At 70.2% G+C, this 19692-nt stretch carries 19 protein-coding genes and 1 tRNA gene; 9 read left to right on the plus strand and 11 right to left on the minus strand.

The features are described 5' to 3' along the window. Positions 1–74: 74 nt before the first annotated feature. Positions 75–278 carry a cold-shock protein gene (locus F0L68_RS06735; RefSeq protein WP_149848574.1) on the plus strand — a complete coding sequence of 68 codons (204 nt, stop codon included), beginning with the start codon at positions 75–77 and terminating at the stop codon, positions 276–278. Positions 279–425: 147 nt separating this feature from the next. Here the strand turns inward: F0L68_RS06735 and F0L68_RS06740 are convergent. Further along, positions 426–506, minus strand: a tRNA-Tyr gene (locus F0L68_RS06740). A 124-nt stretch (positions 507–630) separates the two neighbouring features. Here F0L68_RS06740 and F0L68_RS06745 point away from each other — a divergent pair. Then, positions 631–1122, plus strand: a complete 492-nt coding sequence (locus F0L68_RS06745; protein WP_188316425.1) for a YajQ family cyclic di-GMP-binding protein — start codon at positions 631–633, stop codon at positions 1120–1122. A 93-nt stretch (positions 1123–1215) separates the two neighbouring features. Next, positions 1216–2097 (plus strand): glucose-1-phosphate thymidylyltransferase RfbA, encoded by an 882-nt coding sequence (gene rfbA / locus F0L68_RS06750; RefSeq protein WP_149848576.1) that lies wholly within the window; start codon positions 1216–1218, stop codon positions 2095–2097. Positions 2098–2164: 67 nt separating this feature from the next. On the opposite strand, the gene htpX is transcribed toward rfbA, so the two are convergent. The 4 genes from htpX to F0L68_RS06770 form a co-directional block, all read right to left on the minus strand. After that, entirely contained in the window at positions 2165–3037 is an 873-nt protein-coding gene (gene htpX, locus F0L68_RS06755; RefSeq protein WP_149848577.1) for a zinc metalloprotease HtpX, read from the minus strand. 121 nt (positions 3038–3158) lie between these two features. Further along, on the minus strand, positions 3159–3578 hold the full coding sequence (locus tag F0L68_RS06760; RefSeq protein WP_149848578.1) for a 4Fe-4S binding protein: 420 nt from the start codon (positions 3576–3578) through the stop codon (positions 3159–3161). Beyond that, positions 3575–4186: an NADH-quinone oxidoreductase subunit C gene (locus F0L68_RS06765; protein ID WP_149848579.1), complete on the minus strand. Its 612-nt coding sequence runs from the start codon at positions 4184–4186 to the stop codon at positions 3575–3577. The genes F0L68_RS06760 and F0L68_RS06765 overlap by 4 nt, the downstream gene beginning before the upstream one ends. Before the next feature lie 46 nt (positions 4187–4232). Beyond that, entirely contained in the window at positions 4233–4691 is a 459-nt protein-coding gene (locus F0L68_RS06770) for an NADH-quinone oxidoreductase subunit B (RefSeq protein ID WP_223198550.1), read from the minus strand. Between the two features lie 397 nt (positions 4692–5088). Between F0L68_RS06770 and F0L68_RS06775 the strand changes: the two genes are divergently transcribed. Beyond that, positions 5089–6150: a LysR family transcriptional regulator gene (locus F0L68_RS06775; RefSeq protein ID WP_149848580.1), complete on the plus strand. Its 1062-nt coding sequence runs from the start codon at positions 5089–5091 to the stop codon at positions 6148–6150. Here F0L68_RS06775 and F0L68_RS06780 read toward each other — a convergent pair. The 3 genes from F0L68_RS06780 to ddaH all read right to left on the minus strand — a co-directional run bounded on the left by F0L68_RS06780 (position 6121) and on the right by ddaH (position 8766). Further along, positions 6121–6450, minus strand: a complete 330-nt coding sequence (locus tag F0L68_RS06780) for a hypothetical protein (RefSeq protein ID WP_149848581.1) — start codon at positions 6448–6450, stop codon at positions 6121–6123. The genes F0L68_RS06775 and F0L68_RS06780 overlap by 30 nt on opposite strands. Before the next feature lie 222 nt (positions 6451–6672). Continuing rightward, positions 6673–7416 (minus strand): DUF3050 domain-containing protein, encoded by a 744-nt coding sequence (locus F0L68_RS06785; RefSeq protein WP_223198551.1) that lies wholly within the window; start codon positions 7414–7416, stop codon positions 6673–6675. A 456-nt stretch (positions 7417–7872) separates the two neighbouring features. Continuing rightward, complete coding sequence (gene ddaH, locus F0L68_RS06790) at positions 7873–8766, minus strand: dimethylargininase (protein ID WP_188316426.1); 894 nt, start codon at positions 8764–8766, stop codon at positions 7873–7875. Positions 8767–8841: 75 nt separating this feature from the next. Here ddaH and F0L68_RS06795 point away from each other — a divergent pair, with 75 nt between their 5' ends. The 4 genes from F0L68_RS06795 (at position 8842) to F0L68_RS06810 (ending at position 13521) form a co-directional block, all read left to right on the plus strand. Next, on the plus strand, positions 8842–9288 hold the full coding sequence (locus F0L68_RS06795) for an Lrp/AsnC family transcriptional regulator (protein ID WP_149848583.1): 447 nt from the start codon (positions 8842–8844) through the stop codon (positions 9286–9288). 74 nt (positions 9289–9362) lie between these two features. Then, positions 9363–10124: an enoyl-CoA hydratase gene (locus F0L68_RS06800; RefSeq protein WP_149848584.1), complete on the plus strand. Its 762-nt coding sequence runs from the start codon at positions 9363–9365 to the stop codon at positions 10122–10124. A gap of 437 nt (positions 10125–10561) precedes the next feature. After that, complete coding sequence (locus tag F0L68_RS06805) at positions 10562–12451, plus strand: 2-oxoacid:acceptor oxidoreductase subunit alpha (protein WP_149848585.1); 1890 nt, start codon at positions 10562–10564, stop codon at positions 12449–12451. Then, positions 12448–13521, plus strand: coding sequence for a 2-oxoacid:ferredoxin oxidoreductase subunit beta (locus tag F0L68_RS06810; RefSeq protein ID WP_149848586.1), 1074 nt, complete (start codon positions 12448–12450; stop codon positions 13519–13521). The genes F0L68_RS06805 and F0L68_RS06810 overlap by 4 nt, the downstream gene beginning before the upstream one ends. A gap of 76 nt (positions 13522–13597) precedes the next feature. Here F0L68_RS06810 and F0L68_RS06815 read toward each other — a convergent pair whose 3' ends face one another. Further along, positions 13598–15880, minus strand: coding sequence for a sunset domain-containing protein (locus F0L68_RS06815; RefSeq protein WP_149848587.1), 2283 nt, complete (start codon positions 15878–15880; stop codon positions 13598–13600). Positions 15881–16129: 249 nt separating this feature from the next. Here F0L68_RS06815 and rarD point away from each other — a divergent pair, with 249 nt between their 5' ends. Beyond that, positions 16130–17095 (plus strand): EamA family transporter RarD, encoded by a 966-nt coding sequence (gene rarD / locus F0L68_RS06820; protein ID WP_223198552.1) that lies wholly within the window; start codon positions 16130–16132, stop codon positions 17093–17095. On the opposite strand, the gene F0L68_RS06825 is transcribed toward rarD, so the two are convergent. Further along, on the minus strand, positions 17092–18108 hold the full coding sequence (locus F0L68_RS06825; protein WP_223198553.1) for a polyprenyl synthetase family protein: 1017 nt from the start codon (positions 18106–18108) through the stop codon (positions 17092–17094). The genes rarD and F0L68_RS06825 overlap by 4 nt on opposite strands. A gap of 20 nt (positions 18109–18128) precedes the next feature. Beyond that, positions 18129–19691, minus strand: coding sequence for an NADH-quinone oxidoreductase subunit NuoN (nuoN, locus tag F0L68_RS06830; protein ID WP_149848588.1), 1563 nt, complete (start codon positions 19689–19691; stop codon positions 18129–18131). Position 19692 lies beyond the last annotated feature (1 nt).

Raw genomic sequence — 19692 nt, forward strand, 5'->3', positions numbered from 1 at the left:
CCAACACGTTCACGGCGTGACGGCTACGCGGGGCCTCCGGGGTGGAGGCCCGGCTCCGGCTTACAAGGAGATTTATGGCTACCGGCAAGGTGAAGTGGTTCAACGCTGAGAAGGGCTTCGGTTTCATCGCCCAGGACGACGGCGGTCCCGACGTGTTCGTTCACTTCTCGGCGATCCAGAGCACCGGTTACCGCTCCTTGGATGAGGACCAGGTCGTCACGTTCGACGTCACCCAGGGCCCCAAGGGCCCGCAGGCCGAGAACGTCGTGCCCTCCTAACTCGGAGGACACAAGCACCCAACGGGCCCCCAGACCGCAGCCGCGGCTGGGGGCCCGTTGCCATCCCCGCCGCGTCCCCCACTGCCGTGAAACGCAAAGAGCGACGTGGCCTGCGCTGTGCACAGACCACGTCGCTCAAGTTGCGGGTGGCGGGTAGAGGATTCGAACCTCTGTAGCTTTCGCGACGGATTTACAGTCCGCTCCCATTGGCCGCTCGGGCAACCCGCCTCCGCTCCCGGCACTGCCGGGCGCGAGGGAGACAATACATAACCCTGTAGGCGAAGTTCCAATCGGTATGCCCCCGGTAGCATCCGCATCGGTAGGCAACCAGCAACGCGGAGGTGCTACGCACGTGGCGGACCCGTCCTTTGACGTGGTGAGCAAGGTCGACCGACAGGAAGTCGACAACGCCCTCAACCAGGCTGCCAAGGAGCTGTCCAACCGGTTCGACTTCCGGGGGACCGGCGCCGAGGTGTCCTGGGCCGGCGAGGAGGCGATCGCCTTCCAGGCCGAGACAGCGGAGCGCTGCCTCGCGGCCATCGAGGTCTTCCGGGAGAAGCTGGTCAAGCGCGGCATCTCGATGAAGGCCTTCGAGATCGACGAGCCCGAGCTGTCCGGGAAGATCTACAAGGTCACCGGCTCGCTCGTGCAGGGCATCTCCTCGGAGAAGGCCAAGGAGATCGCCAAGAAGGTCCGCGACGAGGGCCCCAAGGGCGTCCAGGCGCAGATCCAGGGCGACCAGCTCCGGGTGACCGGCAAGAAGAAGGACCACCTTCAGGACGTCATCGCCCTGTTGAAGGGCGCGGACTTCGGTATCGCGCTCCAGTTCACGAACTACCGCTGACGACACCGGGCCGCCGGACGGCGACAGCCGCCCGGCGGCCCGTGATCGTCATCACACGATCACCGCAGCACACGATCACCAAGGGGGCCCTGAATGAAGGGGATCGTTCTGGCCGGGGGCAGCGGCACCCGCCTGCATCCGATCACGCAGGCCGTGTCCAAGCAGCTGCTGCCGGTCTACGACAAGCCGATGGTCTACTACCCGCTGTCGGTGCTCATGCTCGCCGGCATCCGCGAGGTGCTGATCATCTCGACACCGACCGACCTGCCGCAGTTCCGGCGTTTACTCGGCGACGGCTCGCAGTTCGGCCTCCGCCTCGAGTACGCGGAGCAGGCTCAGCCCAACGGGCTCGCCGAGGCGTTCGTGATCGGGGCCGAGTTCATCGGCGGCGACGACGTCGCGCTTGTGTTGGGCGACAACATCTTCTACGGCCAGGGCTTCTCCAGCATGCTCCAGCAGCAGGCCGCGAAGCTGGACGGGTGCGTGCTGTTCGGCTACCCCGTCAAGGATCCCGAGCGCTACGGCGTCGGTGAGGTCGACGGCGAAGGCAACCTCATCTCCATCGAGGAGAAGCCGGCGGCGCCCCGCTCCAACAAGGCGATCACCGGCCTGTACTTCTACGACAACGCCGTGGTCGACATCGCGGCCGGCCTCACGCCGTCCGCGCGCGGCGAGCTGGAGATCACCGACGTCAACCTCGCCTATCTGCGCGAGGGCAGGGCGCACCTGGTCGAGCTGAGCCGGGGGTTCGCCTGGCTGGACACCGGCACGCACGACTCGTTGCTGGAGGCCGGCCAGTTCGTGCAGGTATTGGAGCACCGGCAGGGCGTGCGGATCGCCTGTCTCGAGGAGATCGCGCTGCGGATGGGCTTCATCTCCGCCGAGCAGTGCTTCGAGCTGGGTAGCCGGCTGGCCAAGTCCGGGTACGGCGAGTACGTGATGACCGTCGCCCGCTCAGCCGGCGCCACCGGCTAACGCCCGCTGGTTCGACGCCACGGCTGACGCCCCGCTGGTTCGGCGCCGCAAGCTGAGACCTACAGGGTCACAGCTTGCGGCCGGCCAGCTCCTCCAACCGGCGAATCCGGTCCTTGATCGGCGGATGGGTGGAGAACAGCCGGGTCGCCTGCTCCCCCGCCCGGAACGGGCTGGCGATCATCAGGTGCGACTGGGACACCAGCGCGGGCTCCGGCGCGAGCGGGGCGAGCTGCGTGCCGATCTCCAGCTTGCGCAGCGCGGAGGCGAGGGCGAGCGGGTCGCCGGTCAGCTCGGCGCTCGACGCGTCGGCCTGGTACTCGCGGGACCGGCTCACGGCCATCTGCACGATGCCGGCGGCCACCGGGCCGAGGATCGCGATCAGCAGCGCGCCGAACGGGTTGGGTCGGTCGCCGCTGCCGTCGTCGCCCCCGCCGAACAGGCCGGCGAACAGGGCCAGGTTGGCCAGCGCGCTCACGACGCTGGCCAGCGCGCCGGCCACGCAGGAGATCAGGATGTCGCGGTTGTAGACGTGGGACAGCTCGTGGCCGAGCACGGCCCGCAGCTCGGACTCGTCGAGCAGCTCGAGGATCCCCGTGGTACAGCAGACGGCCGCGTTGCGCGGGTTGCGGCCGGTGGCGAAGGCGTTGGGCGCCTGCGTCGGGCTCAGGTACAGCCTCGGCATCGGTTGCCTGGCGACGGTGGCCAGCTCCCGCACGATGCGGTACATCGCAGGCTGCTCGGCCTGCGAGACGGGCCTCGCGTGCATCGCGCGCAGGGCAAGTCGGTCGGAGTTGAAGTACGCGTAGGCGTTCACGCCCAGTGCCAGCACCAGGCCGATGACCAGGGCGGTTCGCCCGAAGAACGAGCTGATCACGATGATCAGCGCGCTCATTGCACCCAGCAACAACGCGGTCTTCAACCCGTTGTAGTGCTTGTGCACGTTCTCAGCCTCCGGGTCGTTGCGTCCTCACCTTCAACGGTCCTGGCCTGCGTGTAGTTCCTGTCAAGTCTCAATGTCGGCCCCGCCACAGGCCCTCGACAAACCCTCAACAGCCCCCCGATCAGCGCCCTCGCCTGCCCTCCGGCGCCGGCTCGGCGGCCGGGTCAAGCGGAGGCGGGGGCGGCACGTCGGCGACCCACTCGCCCAGGCGGTCGCGCTCGTGCACCAGCTCGGCGACGGCGCCGTCGCCGTCGGGAGTGCCGGTGCCCGGGTAGCCGAACTCCGGCGCCCAGTGCAGCGCGTCGAAGGGGCAGACCTCGATGCAGATGCCGCAGTAGAGGCACTGCCCGTAGTCGATGGCGAACCGGTCAAGGACGTTGCGGCTGCGGGGCCGCGCGCTGCCCGGCGGCTGTTCGACCTCGGTGTGCGAGCTGATGTGGATGCACCAGTCCGGGCACTCCCGCGCGCACAGCATGCACACCGTGCAGTTCTGCTCCAGTAGCGCGATCACGCCCCTCGACCTCGGCGGCAGCTCGGTCACGGCGTGTTCTCCTCTTCACGTTCAGGTCGGGGTTCTTCACGTCGGGGTCCCCAGGACGGGTCGGGCACGCCGGGTGGTGCGAGCCGGCGTCGGCTCGGCGCGGCCGTGCCGTCCTCGCCCGGCTCCAGCCGGCCGGGCCACGGGCGGGCGACCCGCGCGGCAAGCACGAAGTCCTTGCGCAGCGGGTGGCCCGCGAAGGAGTCGGGCAGCAACAGCCGGTCCGGCGTCGGCTGGTCGGCCAGCCGGACACCGAACATCTCGGCGGCCTCCCGCTCGTGCCAGGCGGCCCCGGCCCACAGGCCGGCCAGGCTGGGCAGCGCGTCGCCCGCGCCCAACTCGGTGCGCAGCAGCAGGCCATGGCGGCTGTCCGGGTCGAGCACGTGCAGGAGCACCGCGTGCCGGGTCCCGCTGGCGCCGGGCCTGCCGGCGTCCTCGACCCCGAGCCAGTCGAACATCAGGCAGCCGAGGGTGTCCCGCGCCGCGGCCGCCGCGGCGAGCCAGCGACCCACCGGTACGCGCACGGTGCTCTGCCCGAACGCCGTGCCGACCTCGGCCTCGGGCTCCGCCTGGGCCAGCCTGCCGGCCAGTTCCGCCGACGCGGCGTTCACGCCGTGCCCGCAGGGAAGGCGGGACGCGCGGCCGTCCCGATCGGCCTCACGCCGTCACCAGCTTGTGCAGGGCGACCAGGCCCTCCAGCAGCGCCTCGGGACGCGGCGGGCAGCCAGGGATGGCGACGTGCACCGGCAGGACCTGGTCGATGCCCTTGGTGACGCAGTAGGAGTCCCAGTAGGGGCCGCCGGTGTTGCTGCACGCCCCGACGGACAGCACGTAGCGGGGCTCGGGCAGCTCAGCGTAGGTGGCGAGCACGGCGGGCAGCATCACGTCGGTCACCGTGCCGGAGACGATCAGCACGTGCGCCTGTTCCGGCGCTCCGTGCACCGGCGTCACGCCGAGCGCGGCCAGCTCGTCCACGCCGTTCCCCCTGCCCTCCAGGGCGGCCATCACCTCGACGCCGCAGCACGCGAGGCCCAGGTCGAGCACGGTCACGTGGTAGGTGGTGCCCCAGTCGAGGCGCAACTCGGTCAACCGGTTGCCGAACGTCACTGCCGTCACAGCCCGAGCGTAATCCGTGGGGCCCCGCCGAACCTTCCGGTCAGCGGAGCCCCACACCCCCAGGCCCCCTGTGGTGGCGCGAGCTCCCCCGCTCACTGCCGTGTCCCGGAAGCGGCCCCCCTGTCCGATCCGCACAGCCGGAAACCGCACTGCCGAGGTACTGCCTCGGCGCGCGCGGCATCAACTGGACCGACCTGCGACCACTTCCGGATCGTCCATTTGGTTCGGTTCCCCAACCGATCACCAGGACGTGGCTAGTCTTCTACATTCAACCGTGAGATGTCTAGCCGATGCCAAAGCGATCTGGAGATAACTTGAGAGCGAAGTGCGATTAAGTTCAATCGCACTGATCTCAAGAACATGTTCGCGGTTCGCCGCGACAGGAACGAGGGGATCCATGTCCGGCCCGAACCCGTTGCATGTGCCGGCGGCCAACCAGCTCGGCCGGCTGTTGCAGTGTCAGCCAGCGCTGCTCGACACGACGATGGACCAGTTACGCACGCTGCTCGCCGTGCGGGAGGCCAGAAGCGCGCTGCGCGCCGCCCGCATGCTCGGGCGCGAGCAGTCCAGCGTGCAGAAACAGATCGACACGTTGAACCGCAATTTCCGCGAGCTGTGCGGGGAATCGCTCGTCGTGAAACAGGGACGCGGCAAGGACGTGTACTTCACGCCGACCGGCGAGGCGCTGGCCGAGTTGGCCCATCGCACGCTGGGAAACTGGCTGAACGAGATCCACGAATGCGGGCGGCGGCTCGGCACCACGCTCACCGTCGGCACGACACGATTCATGCTGGATTCTTTGGCGGCGGCCTGGGACGAGGTTTCCGCCGAGTTCCGCCGCCGCGAGGTGGAGCTGAAGGTGGTGCACATCCGCACGAAGGACACCTGGAGCAAGCTCGACGCCAAGCAGGTGGACCTGGTGTGCGGGAGCGTGGTGACCTCGTCGGACAGCGACGCGCGGCTGGATTCCTACGACGTGATCGAATGGCGGCGCGGCGGCCTGGCGGTGATCACGAACCTGTCGGAGCGGGAGTTGCCCGGCGGACACGTGACCGTCGAGCAACTGCCCGCGCTGCCGCTGGTGGTGCCGTCCGAGGGATTGATCGCGGACTTCCTGCGCGGCTGGTACGGATCCGACTACCGCAACCGGTTGGAAATCACGGCGGAGATCGACGAAATCCAGTACGGCCTTTCCCTGCTCCGGTCGCGGCTGATGAGCGGGTGCATGATCGTCACGACCGGGCTCGGCAGGTCGATCGCGGCCGGCGGGCTGCCGGAGGCGAACGGCCTGCGCGCGATGGAGTTACGCAACGAGACCGCGCCGAGGCTGGAACGGCTCGTCGGCGTGTTCGCCAGGCGGGGCGAGCGGTCCGCGTACGCGGCCAACCATCCGCTCAACCTGCTGTGGGACGCGTTCCAGGCGCAGGCGTCAGTCGTACCAGGCGCGAACGCGGGGTGAGGCGACGAACGTGAGGCCACCGGCCGCGAGCACCCCGACCGGCCAGAAGCGGTGCTGGGTCAGCAGCAGCGCGGCGCCGATCACGAGGATCACCAGCAGCGTGCCGCGCGCCAGCGAGCTGCCGAGCCAGGCGCACCAGGCGAGCAGCGCGACGAGGCACCCGCCGACGGTGGACAGCGCGGCCATCGGGCCCGCGGCCATCAGCGCGATGCCGGCGAACGCGCCGAACAGCCCGAAGCCGACCAGCAGCGCGGCCGCGATCACCAGCTCAACCGGCCGGCCGCCTCGGTCCCGTGTCACAGGCGCAGACCTTACGACCGCCCGAACGGCCTGGGGAGCCTCCTCGGAGAGTCCTCAGGAGTCCTTCAGAGGCTGGGCCGCGGCGCGCAACGCGGACCGGGACATTTCCTCGGCGCACCAACAAGGCGTGCCAACAAACAGGCGGTGATCGACCCACTGGCCGCCGCGGCCAGGATGCGTGGGCAGCGGCGGCTCCCAGCGCCGGCCAGTGGGATAACCGAACTACCCCGCCTTGATCGCCTCCAAGATGCTGTCCCAGAGTCGGGCACGGGCGGCCAACGCGGTGTTCACCGTGTCCGCGCAGTCGCGCCATTTCTCGTCGTCCTCGCCGCACAGGTCGGCGAGCATCTGCATGGCCATGGGAGTGTGCTGCTCGCCGTCCACCTCGATGTGGCGCTCCAGGTAGTCCACGAAGGTGCCGAGCCGCCTGCTCCGCTCGTTCACGGCGACGACCTGGGTGAACATGTCCGGAATCAGGTCCTCGCGGCCGAACGCGAACGCCGCGGCCTGGCAGTGCACCGGCATGCTCTCGATGATCGACCAGGTGGTCTCCGCGAACTCCACCGACGGCTTGGGCACGGCAGCCGCCGCGAGCGCGGTGCGTATGTCGGTGCCCGAGCGCAGCAGGTCGATCAGCGTGGTCACCGGCCCGGTGTCCGCGCCCGCCTCCCGCATCCCGTCGAGGTACAGCTCGAAGTGGCTGATGAAGCCGTCCTCCAGCTCGTCGCTCTCCTCCACCATGACGATGTCGTTGATCAGCCGCCGGCTTCCGGTTGGCCCGCTGGGAATCCACGGCACCGTGACGCAGGTCAGCTGACGCTGCAACGACTTGAGTAGTGACATGAAATCCCACACCGCGAACACGTGATGCCCCATGAAGGTGACGATCGCGTCGTGGTTGTCCAGGTTCGCGTACAGCGGATGGGACACGACCCGGTCACGCGCCGCGCCGATCGACTTTTCCAAACGCTCGATTCCTGGGTGCGTTTTGCCCCAGTCGTAACGAGACATCTTGTTTCCCAACTATTCGTCGTTTCTGGTTGCGTTGCCGATCAGCCCGCCCCTCAGGTGCGTCAACCGACTCGAGCAGCCGGCCCAGATTTATGACGATAGATGACCCGCTAATAGGAAGTCAATGAAGTTCCGCCAGCTCGACCAATAAGATCAATAATGTGAAGGATCTTGAACAGAATCGTTCTGACTCACGGCGAATAGCGGCATAATTTTGACATCCCGGCAATGTCTGCAAAAGTTGGGCCAGCCGAGGTAACGAGCTGGTTCGCCTGGCCGCTAAACAGGCGCGCGGCGCCAAACAAATGTGCACAGCGCGCCATTCGACACCAACCACAAAGGGGTTATCCTTAGAGGTTCAGCGGGATATCGCCGAACCATTGCACGTCGCTGCGCCCGGGACCCGGGCGTTCACCCCCGCAGTTCCATCGTGCAGCACTTGGGGCCGCCGCCGGACTTGCGCAGCTCGGAGATGTCCACGAACACCGGCTCGAAGCCGCGTTCGGCGAGACGGTCGGCCAGGGCGGTCGCCTCGACGGGGAGCACCACGTTGCGGCCGTCGGACACGGCGTTGAGGCCGAGGCACTCGGCGTCGGTCGCGGTGGCGAGGACCGCGTCGGGGAAGAGCCTGCGCAGGACCCGCTGCGAGCCGGCCGAGAACGCCTCGGGGTAGTAGCAGACCTGCGGACGCTCGGCCTGGTCGTCGAGGACGAACAGCGCGACGTCGAGGTGGTAGAAGCGCGGGTCGACCAGCTGGAGGGACACGACCGGGACGCCGAGCACCTCCTGGGCCTCCGCGTGCGCGGCGGGGTCGGTCCGAAAGCCCGTCCCGGCCAGGAGCAGCTGGCCCGTCCAGGTGAAGTCGCCCTCGGCCTCGTTCGTCCTGGTCGGCATCACCACGGCCCGGTAGCTGTGCTCCAGGAACCAGCGGCGGAAGTGGTCCGCCTCGGCCGCGCGCTGCGGGGCTCGGAAGCGGGAGCCGAGGACGCGGCCGTCGATGACCGTGCCCGAGTTGGCCGCGAACACCATGTCCGGCAGGCCGGGCTGGGCGTCGATCAGCTCGACCTTGTGGCCGAGCCGCTCGTAGGTCTCCTTGAGCTCGGTCCACTGCGCCACGGCCAGCTCGGTGCTGACCGGCTTGGACGGGTCCATCCAGGGGTTGATCGAGTACTCCACCGTGAAGTACGTCGGCGGGCACATCAGGTACCGGCGCGACGTCGGCACGCGGGCCGGCTCCGTCACGGAGAGTGGCCCGTCGAGCACGAGGGGCTGATCGCCGGGGCCCAGGATGGAGACAGTGGTCATGGATCGAAATGTAAACGGCCGGTAGACCATCGAACAACGCCGCGATATTGCGTTGATCAGGGCAGAATGTTGCGTGTGGACTCCATCGACCAGCGAATCATTTCGCGCCTGGTAGCCGACGCCCGCTCCAGCTACGCCGAGATCGGCAAGAAGGTGGGTCTGTCCGCGCCCGCGGTGAAGCGCCGGGTGGACCGGCTGCTGGACACCGGCGTGCTGCGCGGGTTCACCGCCGTGGTCGACCCGGAGGCGCTCGGCTGGGGCACCGAGGCCTTCGTCGAGGTGCACTGCCGGGGCAACATCTCCCCGGCCCAGATCCGCGCCAGGCTGGAACCGCTGCCCGAGGTCGTCGCCGCCTACACGGTCTCCGGCGCGGCCGACGCGATCGTGCACCTGCGCGCGGCCGACATCCACCACCTGGAGACGGCGCTGGAGCGCGTGCGCGCCGTGGAGATCATCGACCGGACGGTGTCGACCGTGGTGCTGTCCCGGCTGCTCGACCGGCCGCCGGCACCGACCGCCTGACCCACCTGAACTTCGGCGAAACCCGGCCGACCGGCCATGGGCTGGCGCACGCCTTCTGCTGGCAGGATGCCGACATGACCGCTGAGGTTCGCACCGAACGCCGGGACGGGGTCGCGGTGCTCACCGTGCACGATCCCGACCGCCGCAACGCGTTGACGCATGTGCTGTCCGACCAGCTCGCCGAGGCCGTCGCGGCCTGCGAGCGGGACGAGTCCACGCACGCGGTCGTCGTCACGGGCGCGCCGCCCGCGTTCTGCGCAGGGGCCGACCTGACCGCGCTCGGCGAGGCGCGGGCCGAGGGGCTGCGCCGGATCTACGCAGGCTTCCTCGCCGTGGCCAACTGCACGCTGCCCACGATCGCGGCGGTCGGCGGGGCCGCGGTCGGAGCCGGGCTGAATCTGGCGCTCGCCTGCGACGTCCGGTTGGCCGGCCCGCGCGCCAGGTTCGACGCGCGGTTCCTCCAGCTCGGCATCCACCCGGGCGGCGGCATGACCTGGATGCTGCAACGCCTGGTCGGCCCGCAGACCGCGACCGCGATGACGCTGTTCGGCCAGATCCTGGACGCCGGGGCCGCGCAGCGGGCCGGGCTCGCGCTGCGCGCGGTCGACGGCGACCACGACGACCTCGTGCGGGCCTCCGTCGAGCTGGCCTCGGCGGCCGCCGCCGCGCCGAGGGACCTGGTGCTCGCCACGAAGCGCACGATGCGGACGACCTGGGCGCTGCACGAGCACGCCGAGGCCGTGGACACCGAGCTGGTGCCGCAGGTCGCCTCGATGGACACCCCGGCGTTCGCGGACTTGCTCGCCGCCATGAAGGCGAAGATCAGCGGGCGCTGACCTGGGGTTGGGCCGTTCGGGCGTGCCCAATCGGGCATGACCGCACGGGGAGGTCCCCGATTACCGGATAGCAGGCCGTTTCCCCGACGGGGTGCCATAGCCTGGACTGGCGATGCCAGTTAGCTGTAACTTGCGGTAACGGTTACTACAAGTCATAGGCACTGGGCACACCGGGTGTGACCTGTGCCGCGTTTCTCGGTTCAGGGGTGACGCCGTGCCTACCGTAAACACAGAGCATGGGGTCGATGGGCAGGCGCACCAGGGCTTTTCCCACCTAGGGAGATTGCCGAAACTGCCGATCCGCGACGGCGACTACCCTCGCGGACAGGCATGTGGCACCGAACACGCCCCCCGACCGTAGCGGTGTCCCGCCCGCCATCGGGCCGCTCTAGTCGGAGCTGCCCGGCCAACCCGTGAAGAGAGGGACCGGCCAACCGATGAGCACCGACGTGGGTAACGGAGCCTCCCCCGAAGGCACCGAGGTCCGCAAGCTGGATCGGGTCGTGATCCGTTTCGCCGGGGACTCCGGCGACGGCATGCAGTTGACAGGTGACCGGTTCACCTCAGAGGCGGCCGCGTTCGGCAACGACCTCGCGACGCTGCCCAACTTCCCAGCCGAGATCCGCGCGCCACAGGGCACCCTGCCCGGTGTGTCGAGCTTCCAGCTGCACTTCGCCGACTACGACATCCTCACCCCGGGCGACCGGCCGGACGTCCTGGTCGCGATGAACCCGGCCGCGCTGAAGGCGAACATCGCCGACCTGCCCAAGGGCGGCACGCTGATCGTCAACACCGACGAGTTCACCAAGCGGAACCTGACCAAGGTCGGCTACGACGAGGACCCGCTGGAGAACGACTCGCTCGCCGCCTTCAACGTGCACAAGGTCGCCATGGCCACCCTCACCAAGGGCGCGCTCGAGGCGACCGGGCTGTCGAAGAAGGACGCCGAACGGGCGAAGAACATGTTCGCGCTCGGCCTTTTGTCCTGGATGTACCACCGGCCGACCGAGGGCACCGAGCGCTTCCTGCGGGAGAAGTTCGCCCGCCAGCCCGACATCGCCGAGGCCAACGTGCTCGCGTTCCGGGCAGGCTGGAACTACGGCGAGACCACCGAGTCCTTCGCGGTGACCTACCAGGTCGCCCCGGCGAAGCTGGCCACCGGCACCTACCGGCAGATCACCGGGAACACCGCGCTGGCCTACGGGATCGTGGCCGCTGGTCAGCAGTCCGGGTTGCCGGTCGTGCTCGGCACCTACCCGATCACGCCGGCCTCCGACGTGCTGCACGAACTGGCCAAGCACAAGAACTTCGGCATCACCACGCTCCAGGCCGAGGACGAGATCGCCGGCATCGGCGCGGCGCTGGGGGCCTCCTTCGGCGGCGCGCTCGGCGTCACCTCGACCTCGGGCCCCGGCGTTGCCCTGAAGTCGGAGACCATCGGGCTCGCGGTGATGACCGAGCTGCCGCTGATCGTGCTGGCCATCCAGCGCGGCGGCCCGTCCACCGGCCTGCCGACCAAGACCGAGCAGGCCGACCTGTTGCAGGCGATGTTCGGCCGCAACGGCGAGTCGCCGGTGGCGATCATCGCCCCGATGTCGCCGGCCGACTGCTTCGACGCCGCCCTCGAAGCCGCCAGGATCGCCCTGACCTACCGGACGCCGGTCATCCTGCTCTCCGACGGCGCCATCGCCAACGGCTCCGAGCCGTGGCTGATCCCCGACGTGGACGCGCTGCCGGACCTGTCGGTCGAGTTCGCCTCCGAGCCCAACGCCCCGGACGGCTCCGGCGAGTTCTGGCCCTACCTGCGCGACCCCGAGACGCTCGCGCGGCCGTGGGCTGTGCCGGGCACACCCGGCCTCCAGCACCGCATCGGCGGCCTTGAGAAGGCCGACGGCACGGGCAACATCTCCTACGACCCCGACAACCACGACAAGATGGTTCGGTTGCGGCAGGCCAAGATCGACGGCATCACCGTGCCGGACGTCGTGGTCGACGACCCGTCCGGCAAGGCGCGGGTGCTGGTCGTCGGCTGGGGTTCCTCGTTCGGCCCGATCGGCGCGGCGTGCCGGCGGGTTCGGCGGCTCGGCATGACCGTGGCGCATGCCCATTTGCGCCATCTGAACCCGTTTCCGGACAACCTCGGCGAGGTACTCGCCAGCTACGACCGCGTCGTGGTGCCGGAGATGAACCTCGGCCAGCTCGCGCTGCTGCTGCGCGCCAAGTACCTGGTCGACGCGGTCAGCTACACCAAGGTGGCCGGGCTGCCGTTCAAGGCCGAGGAGCTTCAGAACGTGCTGATCGACTTCGTGCAGGGGGTTGCACAGTGACAACGATTGACCTGGGGCTGCCGAGCCTTGGTGGGCTCGACGGCGTCCCGACCACCGAGGACAAGCAGACGGCCAAGGACTACAAGTCCGACCAGGAGGTCCGCTGGTGTCCCGGGTGCGGCGACTACGCCGTGCTCGCCGCCGTGCAGTCGTTCCTGCCGCAGCTCGGCCTGAAGCGGGAGAACATCACGTTCGTCTCCGGCATCGGCTGCTCCTCACGCTTCCCGTACTACATGAACACCTACGGGATGCACTCCATCCACGGCCGCGCGCCGGCGATCGCGACCGGACTCGCCGTGTCCCGGCCGGACCTGAGCGTCTGGGTGGTCACCGGCGACGGCGACGCGCTGTCCATCGGCGGCAACCACCTGATCCACACGCTGCGCCGCAACGTGAACCTGAAGATCCTGCTGTTCAACAACCGGATCTACGGGCTGACCAAGGGGCAGTACTCGCCGACCTCCGAAGAGGGCAAGGTCACCAAGTCCACCCCGATGGGCTCGCTCGACCACCCGTTCAACCCGGTCTCGCTGGCGCTGGGGGCCGAGGCGACGTTCGTCGGCCGCGCGCTGGACTCCGACCGCAAGGGCCTCACCGAGGTGTTGCAGGCCGCAGCCGAGCACCGGGGCAGCGCGCTGGTGGAGATCTACCAGAACTGCCCGATCTTCAACGACGGCGCGTTCGAGGTGCTCAAGGAGCCGGGCGAGCGGGAGCAGCGGATCATCCCGCTGCGGCACGGCCAGCCCATCCGGTTCGGGCCGGCCGGCGAGCACGGCGTGGTGCGCAACCCGGCCACGGGCATGCTGGAGGTCGCCGAGGTGGCGACGGTCGGCGAGCAGGCGCTTGTCGTGCACGACACGACCCTGGACGACCCGTCCTACTCGTTCGCGCTGTCCCGGCTCGGCGGCCAGGACCTCACGCACACCGTGACCGGGGTGTTCCGCTCGGTGTCCCGGCCGACCTACGACGACCTGGCCCGCGAGCAGGTGCACCTTGCACAGCAGTCCCGGCGCGCCGACCTGCGCTCGCTGTTGCGCGGCAAGGACACCTGGACGGTCGCGGGCGACTGAGCAACCCTGACAGGACACGGGAGCGGCCCGGCGCGATCTTCGCGCCGGGCCGCTTTCGTCGTCCGTGGGAGGTTGACTAGGGCTGCTTCGGGGGACGGAAGCCGGCGTGCTCGGCGGCCGTCACGCTGGCGAACCACACGTCCGGCTTGACCGTGCCGAACCTGGTCGACTGCGCCGTGTAGTACCGGCGGCCGGCCAGCGTGGCCTTCACCAGGAACTCCGACGACGGCGGCGTGCCGTCCGGCTTCGGCAGCACCGAGCCGGGGCCGTACGGCGCGCGGGGATTGAACGCCTCGGTGCGCCGCGGCCGGGTGACCCCGTTGCTGCGCACCGGAACCCCGAAGAAGTCCACCTCGGGTTCCGAGGACGCCTCGGCCGGCGCTGGCGCGGTCCTGGCGTACTCGGGCGACGGCGCGAACGGCTCGGCCGTGGCTGGCGAGCCGGAGCCCCCTGTCGGGCGCTGCGGCAGCCCGCCGAGCAGCGGGGTGCCGTCCGGCACGAACTTCGGCACGAACGGGGTGTCGTCGTACTGCCGCTGCGGGCGGGGCGGCGGCGCGGGGGCCTCCGCCGGGCGCGGCACGCCCGAGGTGGGCAGCGGCGGGTAGCTCACGCCGTCGCGGTCCTGGTCCGGGTCGATAACCGGCTCGAACAGCGAGCGCGGCCGGTCCACGGCCGCGACCGGCGCGGGCTGCGAGACCGGCGGGGCGACCGGGGCGGACGCGGGGACCGGCGCCTGCGGGGCGGAGTAGCCCGACCTGATCGACGCCGCCGACGATCCGCCGCCGAACGCGTCGAACGTCGACGAGGACCCTGGCGCCTGCACGGCCTTCGGCTGCCGCTTGGGCAGTGGCGGGACGGCCGGCACCTGGTTCGCGTGGACGTTCGCCTCGTCTGCGCCGCGCACGGGCTCGTCGACCTCCTGGGGCTCGGTCAGGTTCTCGGCCGCTGCTCCCGCAACGGCCTGTTCGTCGGCGATCTCCGCCACCGACAGCAGCTGGGTGTGTTCCGCGCCGTGCTCGGCGAACAGGTCGGGCTCGGCCGGGCCGGCGAACAGGTCGTCCGCGTGCTCGGCCTCGTCCACGTCGGCGTGGCTGAGGAAGCCGTCGCGGTAGTCGGCCCGCGCGGCGCCGGCGCCCGCCTCGGCCGGCGCGTAGCCGTGCTCGTCCTCGTCGGCGGGCAGCAGGCCGTGCCGGGACTCCGCGCCGGCGTGGGCGTCCTCGTCCTCGTACGCGGCGTCCTCGTAGGCGGCGTCCTCGTGGGCAGCGTCCCGCTCGGCGATGGCGCGCTCGGCGGCGCGCACGATCTCGGCCGAGACGGGTCCGGTGCTGGCCGCGGCGGCGGCGTGGTGCTCCTCGGACATGTCCTCGGCGAAGACGTCGTCGGCGGGGTCGTCGCCGTCGAGCCAGTCGCCCTCGTGCAGCGGAGGTGCGGGCGGCGCCGCGAGCTCGGCGTCCTGGCGCGGCTGGTAGGGGTACCGGTGCGAGCTGCCGAGGTCGGCCAGCTCGGTGTCGGTGACGTCCAGCTCGGCGGGGGCCGTCGGCTCGGGCGCGTAGGCGCCTGGTGTCGCGGCGGGACCGCCGGGGTCGCCATGGCCGTGCGGCTGCTCGGCCGGCAGCTCCTGGTCGTACCCGTCCTCGTACCGGTCGTCGTACTGGTCGTGCCCGGCGTGACCGTCGTGCCGGTCGTGCCGGTCGTCGAACACGCCGTGCGGGAACACGGTGGTCTCGTCGGCGGCCGGCATCGGCAGGCCGGCCGCGTCGTCCAGCAGGCCGTGCCGGGACTCGGACGACTCGTAGTCCTCGTAGTCGTCCTGGTCGTGGTGCTCCGGCCGCTCGTCGACGGCGTGCTCGGCGCTGTCGTCTGGGGCCGGGGCGAGCCGGTGCATCAGGCTGGTGCTCTCGGCGCCGCCCTGCGTCACGAAGTGGTCGTCGGCGGCCAGGTCCGAGCCGGCGAACCGGTGGTCGAGCTGCCCGTCCGCCTCGACGAACTGGGTGGGCGGCTCCGGTCGCCGGTCGGCCGAGGGGTACGCCCTCGGCTCGTCGTCCCAGCGGGCCCGCTGCGGCTCCGGCTCCAGCACGTCGTCCATCAGGGTGTACGGCCGCGCCGCCGGGACCTCGGACCGCCAGTCCTCGTAGGCGTCCTCGCCCGCCGCCGACGCCGGCTCGGCCGCGGCGCGCGCGACCGGGCTCTCGGCGACGCGCTGCTGACTCTGCGCCGCGGCTCTGACTCTGGCCAGCTCCGCCGCGAGCTCGTCGGCGTGCCGTCTGGCCGGCCGCGCCAGCACGAGCCACAGCAGCAGGGCGCCCAGCACGAAAGAGAGCAGGCTCCACAGCCAGACCTGCCCGAAGAGCGACACCACGGGAAGTCCCTCCTACCGGCCGCCGGCACGGTACCTGGCGGCCCACCATCTCAAGCCCCGTACACCCGAGGACTCGGGGCAGGTCTGTCCGAACGAGGACTATCGCCCGTAGGCGGGACCGTCGCCAAACCCAGGAGGCTCGTCGACGTTATACGCCCCGTCATCGGGCCCCGATCGGGTGGTTCTAACCTAGCCCGGCGGGATGAAGTGCAGGTCAGTTGTGGCCAAACTCCAGCGTAGGGTAGGCGCGTGCCACCCCTGATGAACGGCTCCACGCAGGCGGTGGGACGCATCAGCCGCCGCAGCGGCTCCCAAGGTGTGATCTTCGGCACAGTCGCCTACGTGCTCTGGGGGCTGTTCCCCGCCTACTGGCCGCTGCTCGCCCCTGCCGGGGCGATCGAGATGGTCGCCCAGCGCATCGCCTGGACCATGGTCGTCATGGTGGCCGTCGCCCTGCTGTTCGGCCGCTGGCCGGTGCTGCGCGCGCTGCCGGCGCGGTCGTGGCTGCTGGTGGCGCTGGCCGCCGTGCTGATCACCGTGAACTGGATCACCTACATCTACGGCGTGAACAGCGGGCACGTGGTGGAGACCGCGCTCGGCTACTTCATCAACCCGCTGGTCAGCGTCCTGTTCGGGGTGGTGGTGCTGCGGGAGCGGCTGCGGGTGCCGCAGTACGTCGCGCTGGGTGTCGCCCTGCTGGCCGTGGTCGTGCTCGCCGTCGACTACGGCAGGGTGCCGGTCATCTCCCTGACCCTCGCGTTGTCCTTCGGCGTGTACGGGCTGCTCAAGAAGACCCTGCCGCTGGACGCGGTGAGCGGCCTGACCGCCGAGAGCCTGGTGCTCGGGCCCCTCGCCGTCGGCTACCTGGTCTGGCTCGGCGCCACCGGCGCCGGCACGTTCACCGGGCACGGCCTCGGCCACACCCTGCTGCTGCTGTCGACCGGCCCGGTCACGGCCATCCCGCTGCTGCTGTTCGGCGCATCCGCCCGCCTGGTGCCGCTGGTCACCCTCGGCATGCTCCAGTACCTCGCGCCGATCCTCCAGTTCGCCTGGGGCGTGTTCGTGAAGCACGAGCCGATGCCGACGTCCCGCTGGCTCGGCTTCGGCCTGGTGTGGCTCGCGCTGCTGGTGTTCACCGTCGACGCGGCCCGCCGCAGGCCGCGGCGGGACCGGGTCCCCGAGCTCGCCGAGACCCGGCTTGGCCAGCTGGACTAGTTTGTGCGCTCGACCACGTACTCGGTCACCGACTCCAGCGCGTCCCGCGCCGGGCAGTCCGGCAGCGCGGCCAGCTCGGCCCGCGCCCGGTCCGCGTAGTCGGCGACGGTCTGCCTGGCCAGCAGCAGGCCCTCGGAGGCCCGCAGCAGGTCGAGGGCCTCGGCGACCTCGGCGTCGAGGGTGATCGGCCCGGCGAGCAGCTCGCGCAGCCTGGTGTCCGCCGGCCGCTCCTGCGCCAGCGCGTAGAGCATCGGCAGCGTCTTGACGCCCTCGCGCAGGTCGGTGCCGGGCGTCTTGCCCGACTCCTCGGCGGGCGAGGCGATGTCGATGACGTCGTCGGAGATCTGGAACGCGGTGCCGATGACCTTGCCGTATCGGGTCAACGCGTCGACCGCGGCCGCGTCCGCGCCGGAGAACATCGCGCCGAGCCGCGCGGCCGTCGCGATCAGCGAGCCGGTCTTCTCGTGCACCACCGTCAGGTAGTGCGCCACCGCGTCCTCGCCGACCGACGGGCCGATCGTCTCCCGCATCTGGCCGGTGACCAGCTCGCTGAACGTCTCGGCGATGATCCGCGCCGCGTCCGTGCCTAGCTCGGAGACCAGCCGAGAGGCGTGCGCGAACAGGTAGTCCCCGGTCAGGATCGCGATCGTGTTGTCCCACTTGGCGTTGGCGCTCACCGCGCCGCGCCGCATGGTCGCCTCGTCCATCACGTCGTCGTGGTAGAGCGTGGCCAGGTGGGTCAGCTCGACGACCGCAGCCGCCTTGCGGACGTTCTCCCTGCCCGCGTCGCCGAACTGGGCGGCGAGCAGGGCGAACAGCGGGCGGATGCGCTTTCCGCCCGCCTCCATCAAGTGCAGCGCGGCCTCCGTCACCGGGAGGAAGTCGTTCTGCACAACGCTGTGCAGCATCGACTCCACCTCGGCGAGGCCGCTCTGCACTGCCTCCGCGAGCACGGGGTCGGCCAACTGGAACCCCTGTGCTCCCCCCAGTCCCGCACGCTCGCTCGTGGTCACGGGTAGCAGCCTACGTAGGCTCAGAAGGTAAAGCCGCCAGCACCCGCCCAATCGAGGGCAAAGCTCGGAAAGACGCCGAGGACCAACGTCGCCAGGGCCCCGATGGTGATCGCCATCGTGGTGAACGCGCCCGGCACCGTCACCGTCGGGCCGTCCGCCGCGGGCTCGCTGAAGTACATCAGCACGATCACCCGAAGGTAGAAGAACGCGGCGACCGCGCTGAACACCAGGGCGACCACCACCAGCGGCGCCATGCCGCTCTGGAGCGCGGCGGAGAAGACCACGAACTTGCCGACGAAACCGCTGGTCAGCGGGATCCCGGCGAGCGCGAGCAGCAGGAAGGTGAACACCCCTGCGACGATCGGCGAGCGCTTGGCCAACCCGGCCCACTGGGACAGGTGGGACGCCTCGCCGTCCGCGTCGCGGACCAGGCTCACGATGCCGAACGTGGCGACCGTGGTCAGGCCGTAGGCCAGCAGGTAGAACAGCGTGCCGGAGACACCCTTGCTGGTCAGCGCGATCGAGCCGACCAGCAGGAAGCCAGCGTGCGCCACCGAGGAGTACGCGATCATCCGCTTCACGTCGGTCTGCGTCAGGCCGAGCACCGCGCCGATCGCCATCGAGGCGATGGCCACGCCCCACAGGACGCCCCGCCACTCCCAGTTGGTCGACGCGAACGCGCCCATCAGCACGCGCAGGATGCCGCCGAACGCGGCCACCTTCGTGCACGCGGCCATGAACGCCGTGACCGGCGTCGGCGAGCCCTGGTAGACGTCGGGGGTCCAGGTGTGGAACGGGCCGACCGACGCCTTGAACAGCAGGCCGACCACCAGCAGGCCCATCCCGGCGAACAGCAGCGTGTCCGAGCGGTTCGTGCCGGCCGCCGCGGTGGCGATGTCGGCGAGCTTCACCGAGCCCGCGTAGCCGTAGAGCAGCGCGATGCCGTAGAGGAAGAACGCCGACGCGAACGCGCCGAGCAGGAAGTACTTGACCGCGGCCTCCTGCGACAGCAGCCTGCGCCGCCGCGCAAGGCCTGCCATCAGGTACAGCGGGAGGCTCAGCACCTCGAGCGCGACGAACATGGTCAGCAGGTCGTTGGCCGCGCAGAAGACCATCATGCCGCCGAGCGCGAACAGCGTCAGCGGGAAGACCTCGGTCTGCATGCCGACCTTGGCCGCCTGCACGCGGTCCTGGAGCGTGCCTGGCCGGATCGCCGCCTGCGCCACGAACGCGCCGCCCGGCTCGACCGAGCGGTCCGCGATCAGCAGCACCGCGCCGAAGGCCAGCAGCAGCAACGTTCCCCACAGGAACAGCGTCGGCCGGTCGATGGTCAGCACGTCCGAGAACGTCTTCACGCCGGCCTTGGGCGCGTCGTTGCCGTAGACGATCAGCGAGATCGCGGCGCCGGCCAGCGTCACGACCGTCAGCGCGACCTGCCAGCCCCAGCGTCGTTCCCTCGGCAGGAACGCCTCGAACAGCACGCTGACGCAGGCCGCGCCGAGCACCAGCAGCATCGGCAGGACCGCCTGGTAGGCGACGTCCGGCGCCTGGAGTTGCTGCGCCTGCGAGAAGAACCCTGACATC

The organism is Solihabitans fulvus, assembly GCF_008386585.1.
In the GTDB taxonomy this organism is placed as follows: Bacteria; Actinomycetota; Actinomycetes; order Mycobacteriales; family Pseudonocardiaceae; genus Solihabitans; species Solihabitans fulvus.

Bases quoted from the DNA above. Each gene is read 5' to 3' on its own strand.
- F0L68_RS06805 (WP_149848585.1), top strand. From the start codon at position 10,562: ATGAGCACCGACGTGGGTAACGGAGCCTCCCCCGAAGGCACCGAGGTC.
- rfbA (WP_149848576.1), top strand. From the start codon at position 1,216: ATGAAGGGGATCGTTCTGGCCGGGGGCAGCGGCACCCGCCTGCATCCG.
- F0L68_RS06800 (WP_149848584.1), top strand. From the start codon at position 9,363: ATGACCGCTGAGGTTCGCACCGAACGCCGGGACGGGGTCGCGGTGCTC.
- F0L68_RS06775 (WP_149848580.1), top strand. From the start codon at position 5,089: ATGTCCGGCCCGAACCCGTTGCATGTGCCGGCGGCCAACCAGCTCGGC.
- ddaH (WP_188316426.1), bottom strand. From the start codon at position 8,766: ATGACCACTGTCTCCATCCTGGGCCCCGGCGATCAGCCCCTCGTGCTC.
- nuoN (WP_149848588.1), bottom strand. From the start codon at position 19,691: ATGTCAGGGTTCTTCTCGCAGGCGCAGCAACTCCAGGCGCCGGACGTC.
- F0L68_RS06735 (WP_149848574.1), top strand. From the start codon at position 75: ATGGCTACCGGCAAGGTGAAGTGGTTCAACGCTGAGAAGGGCTTCGGT.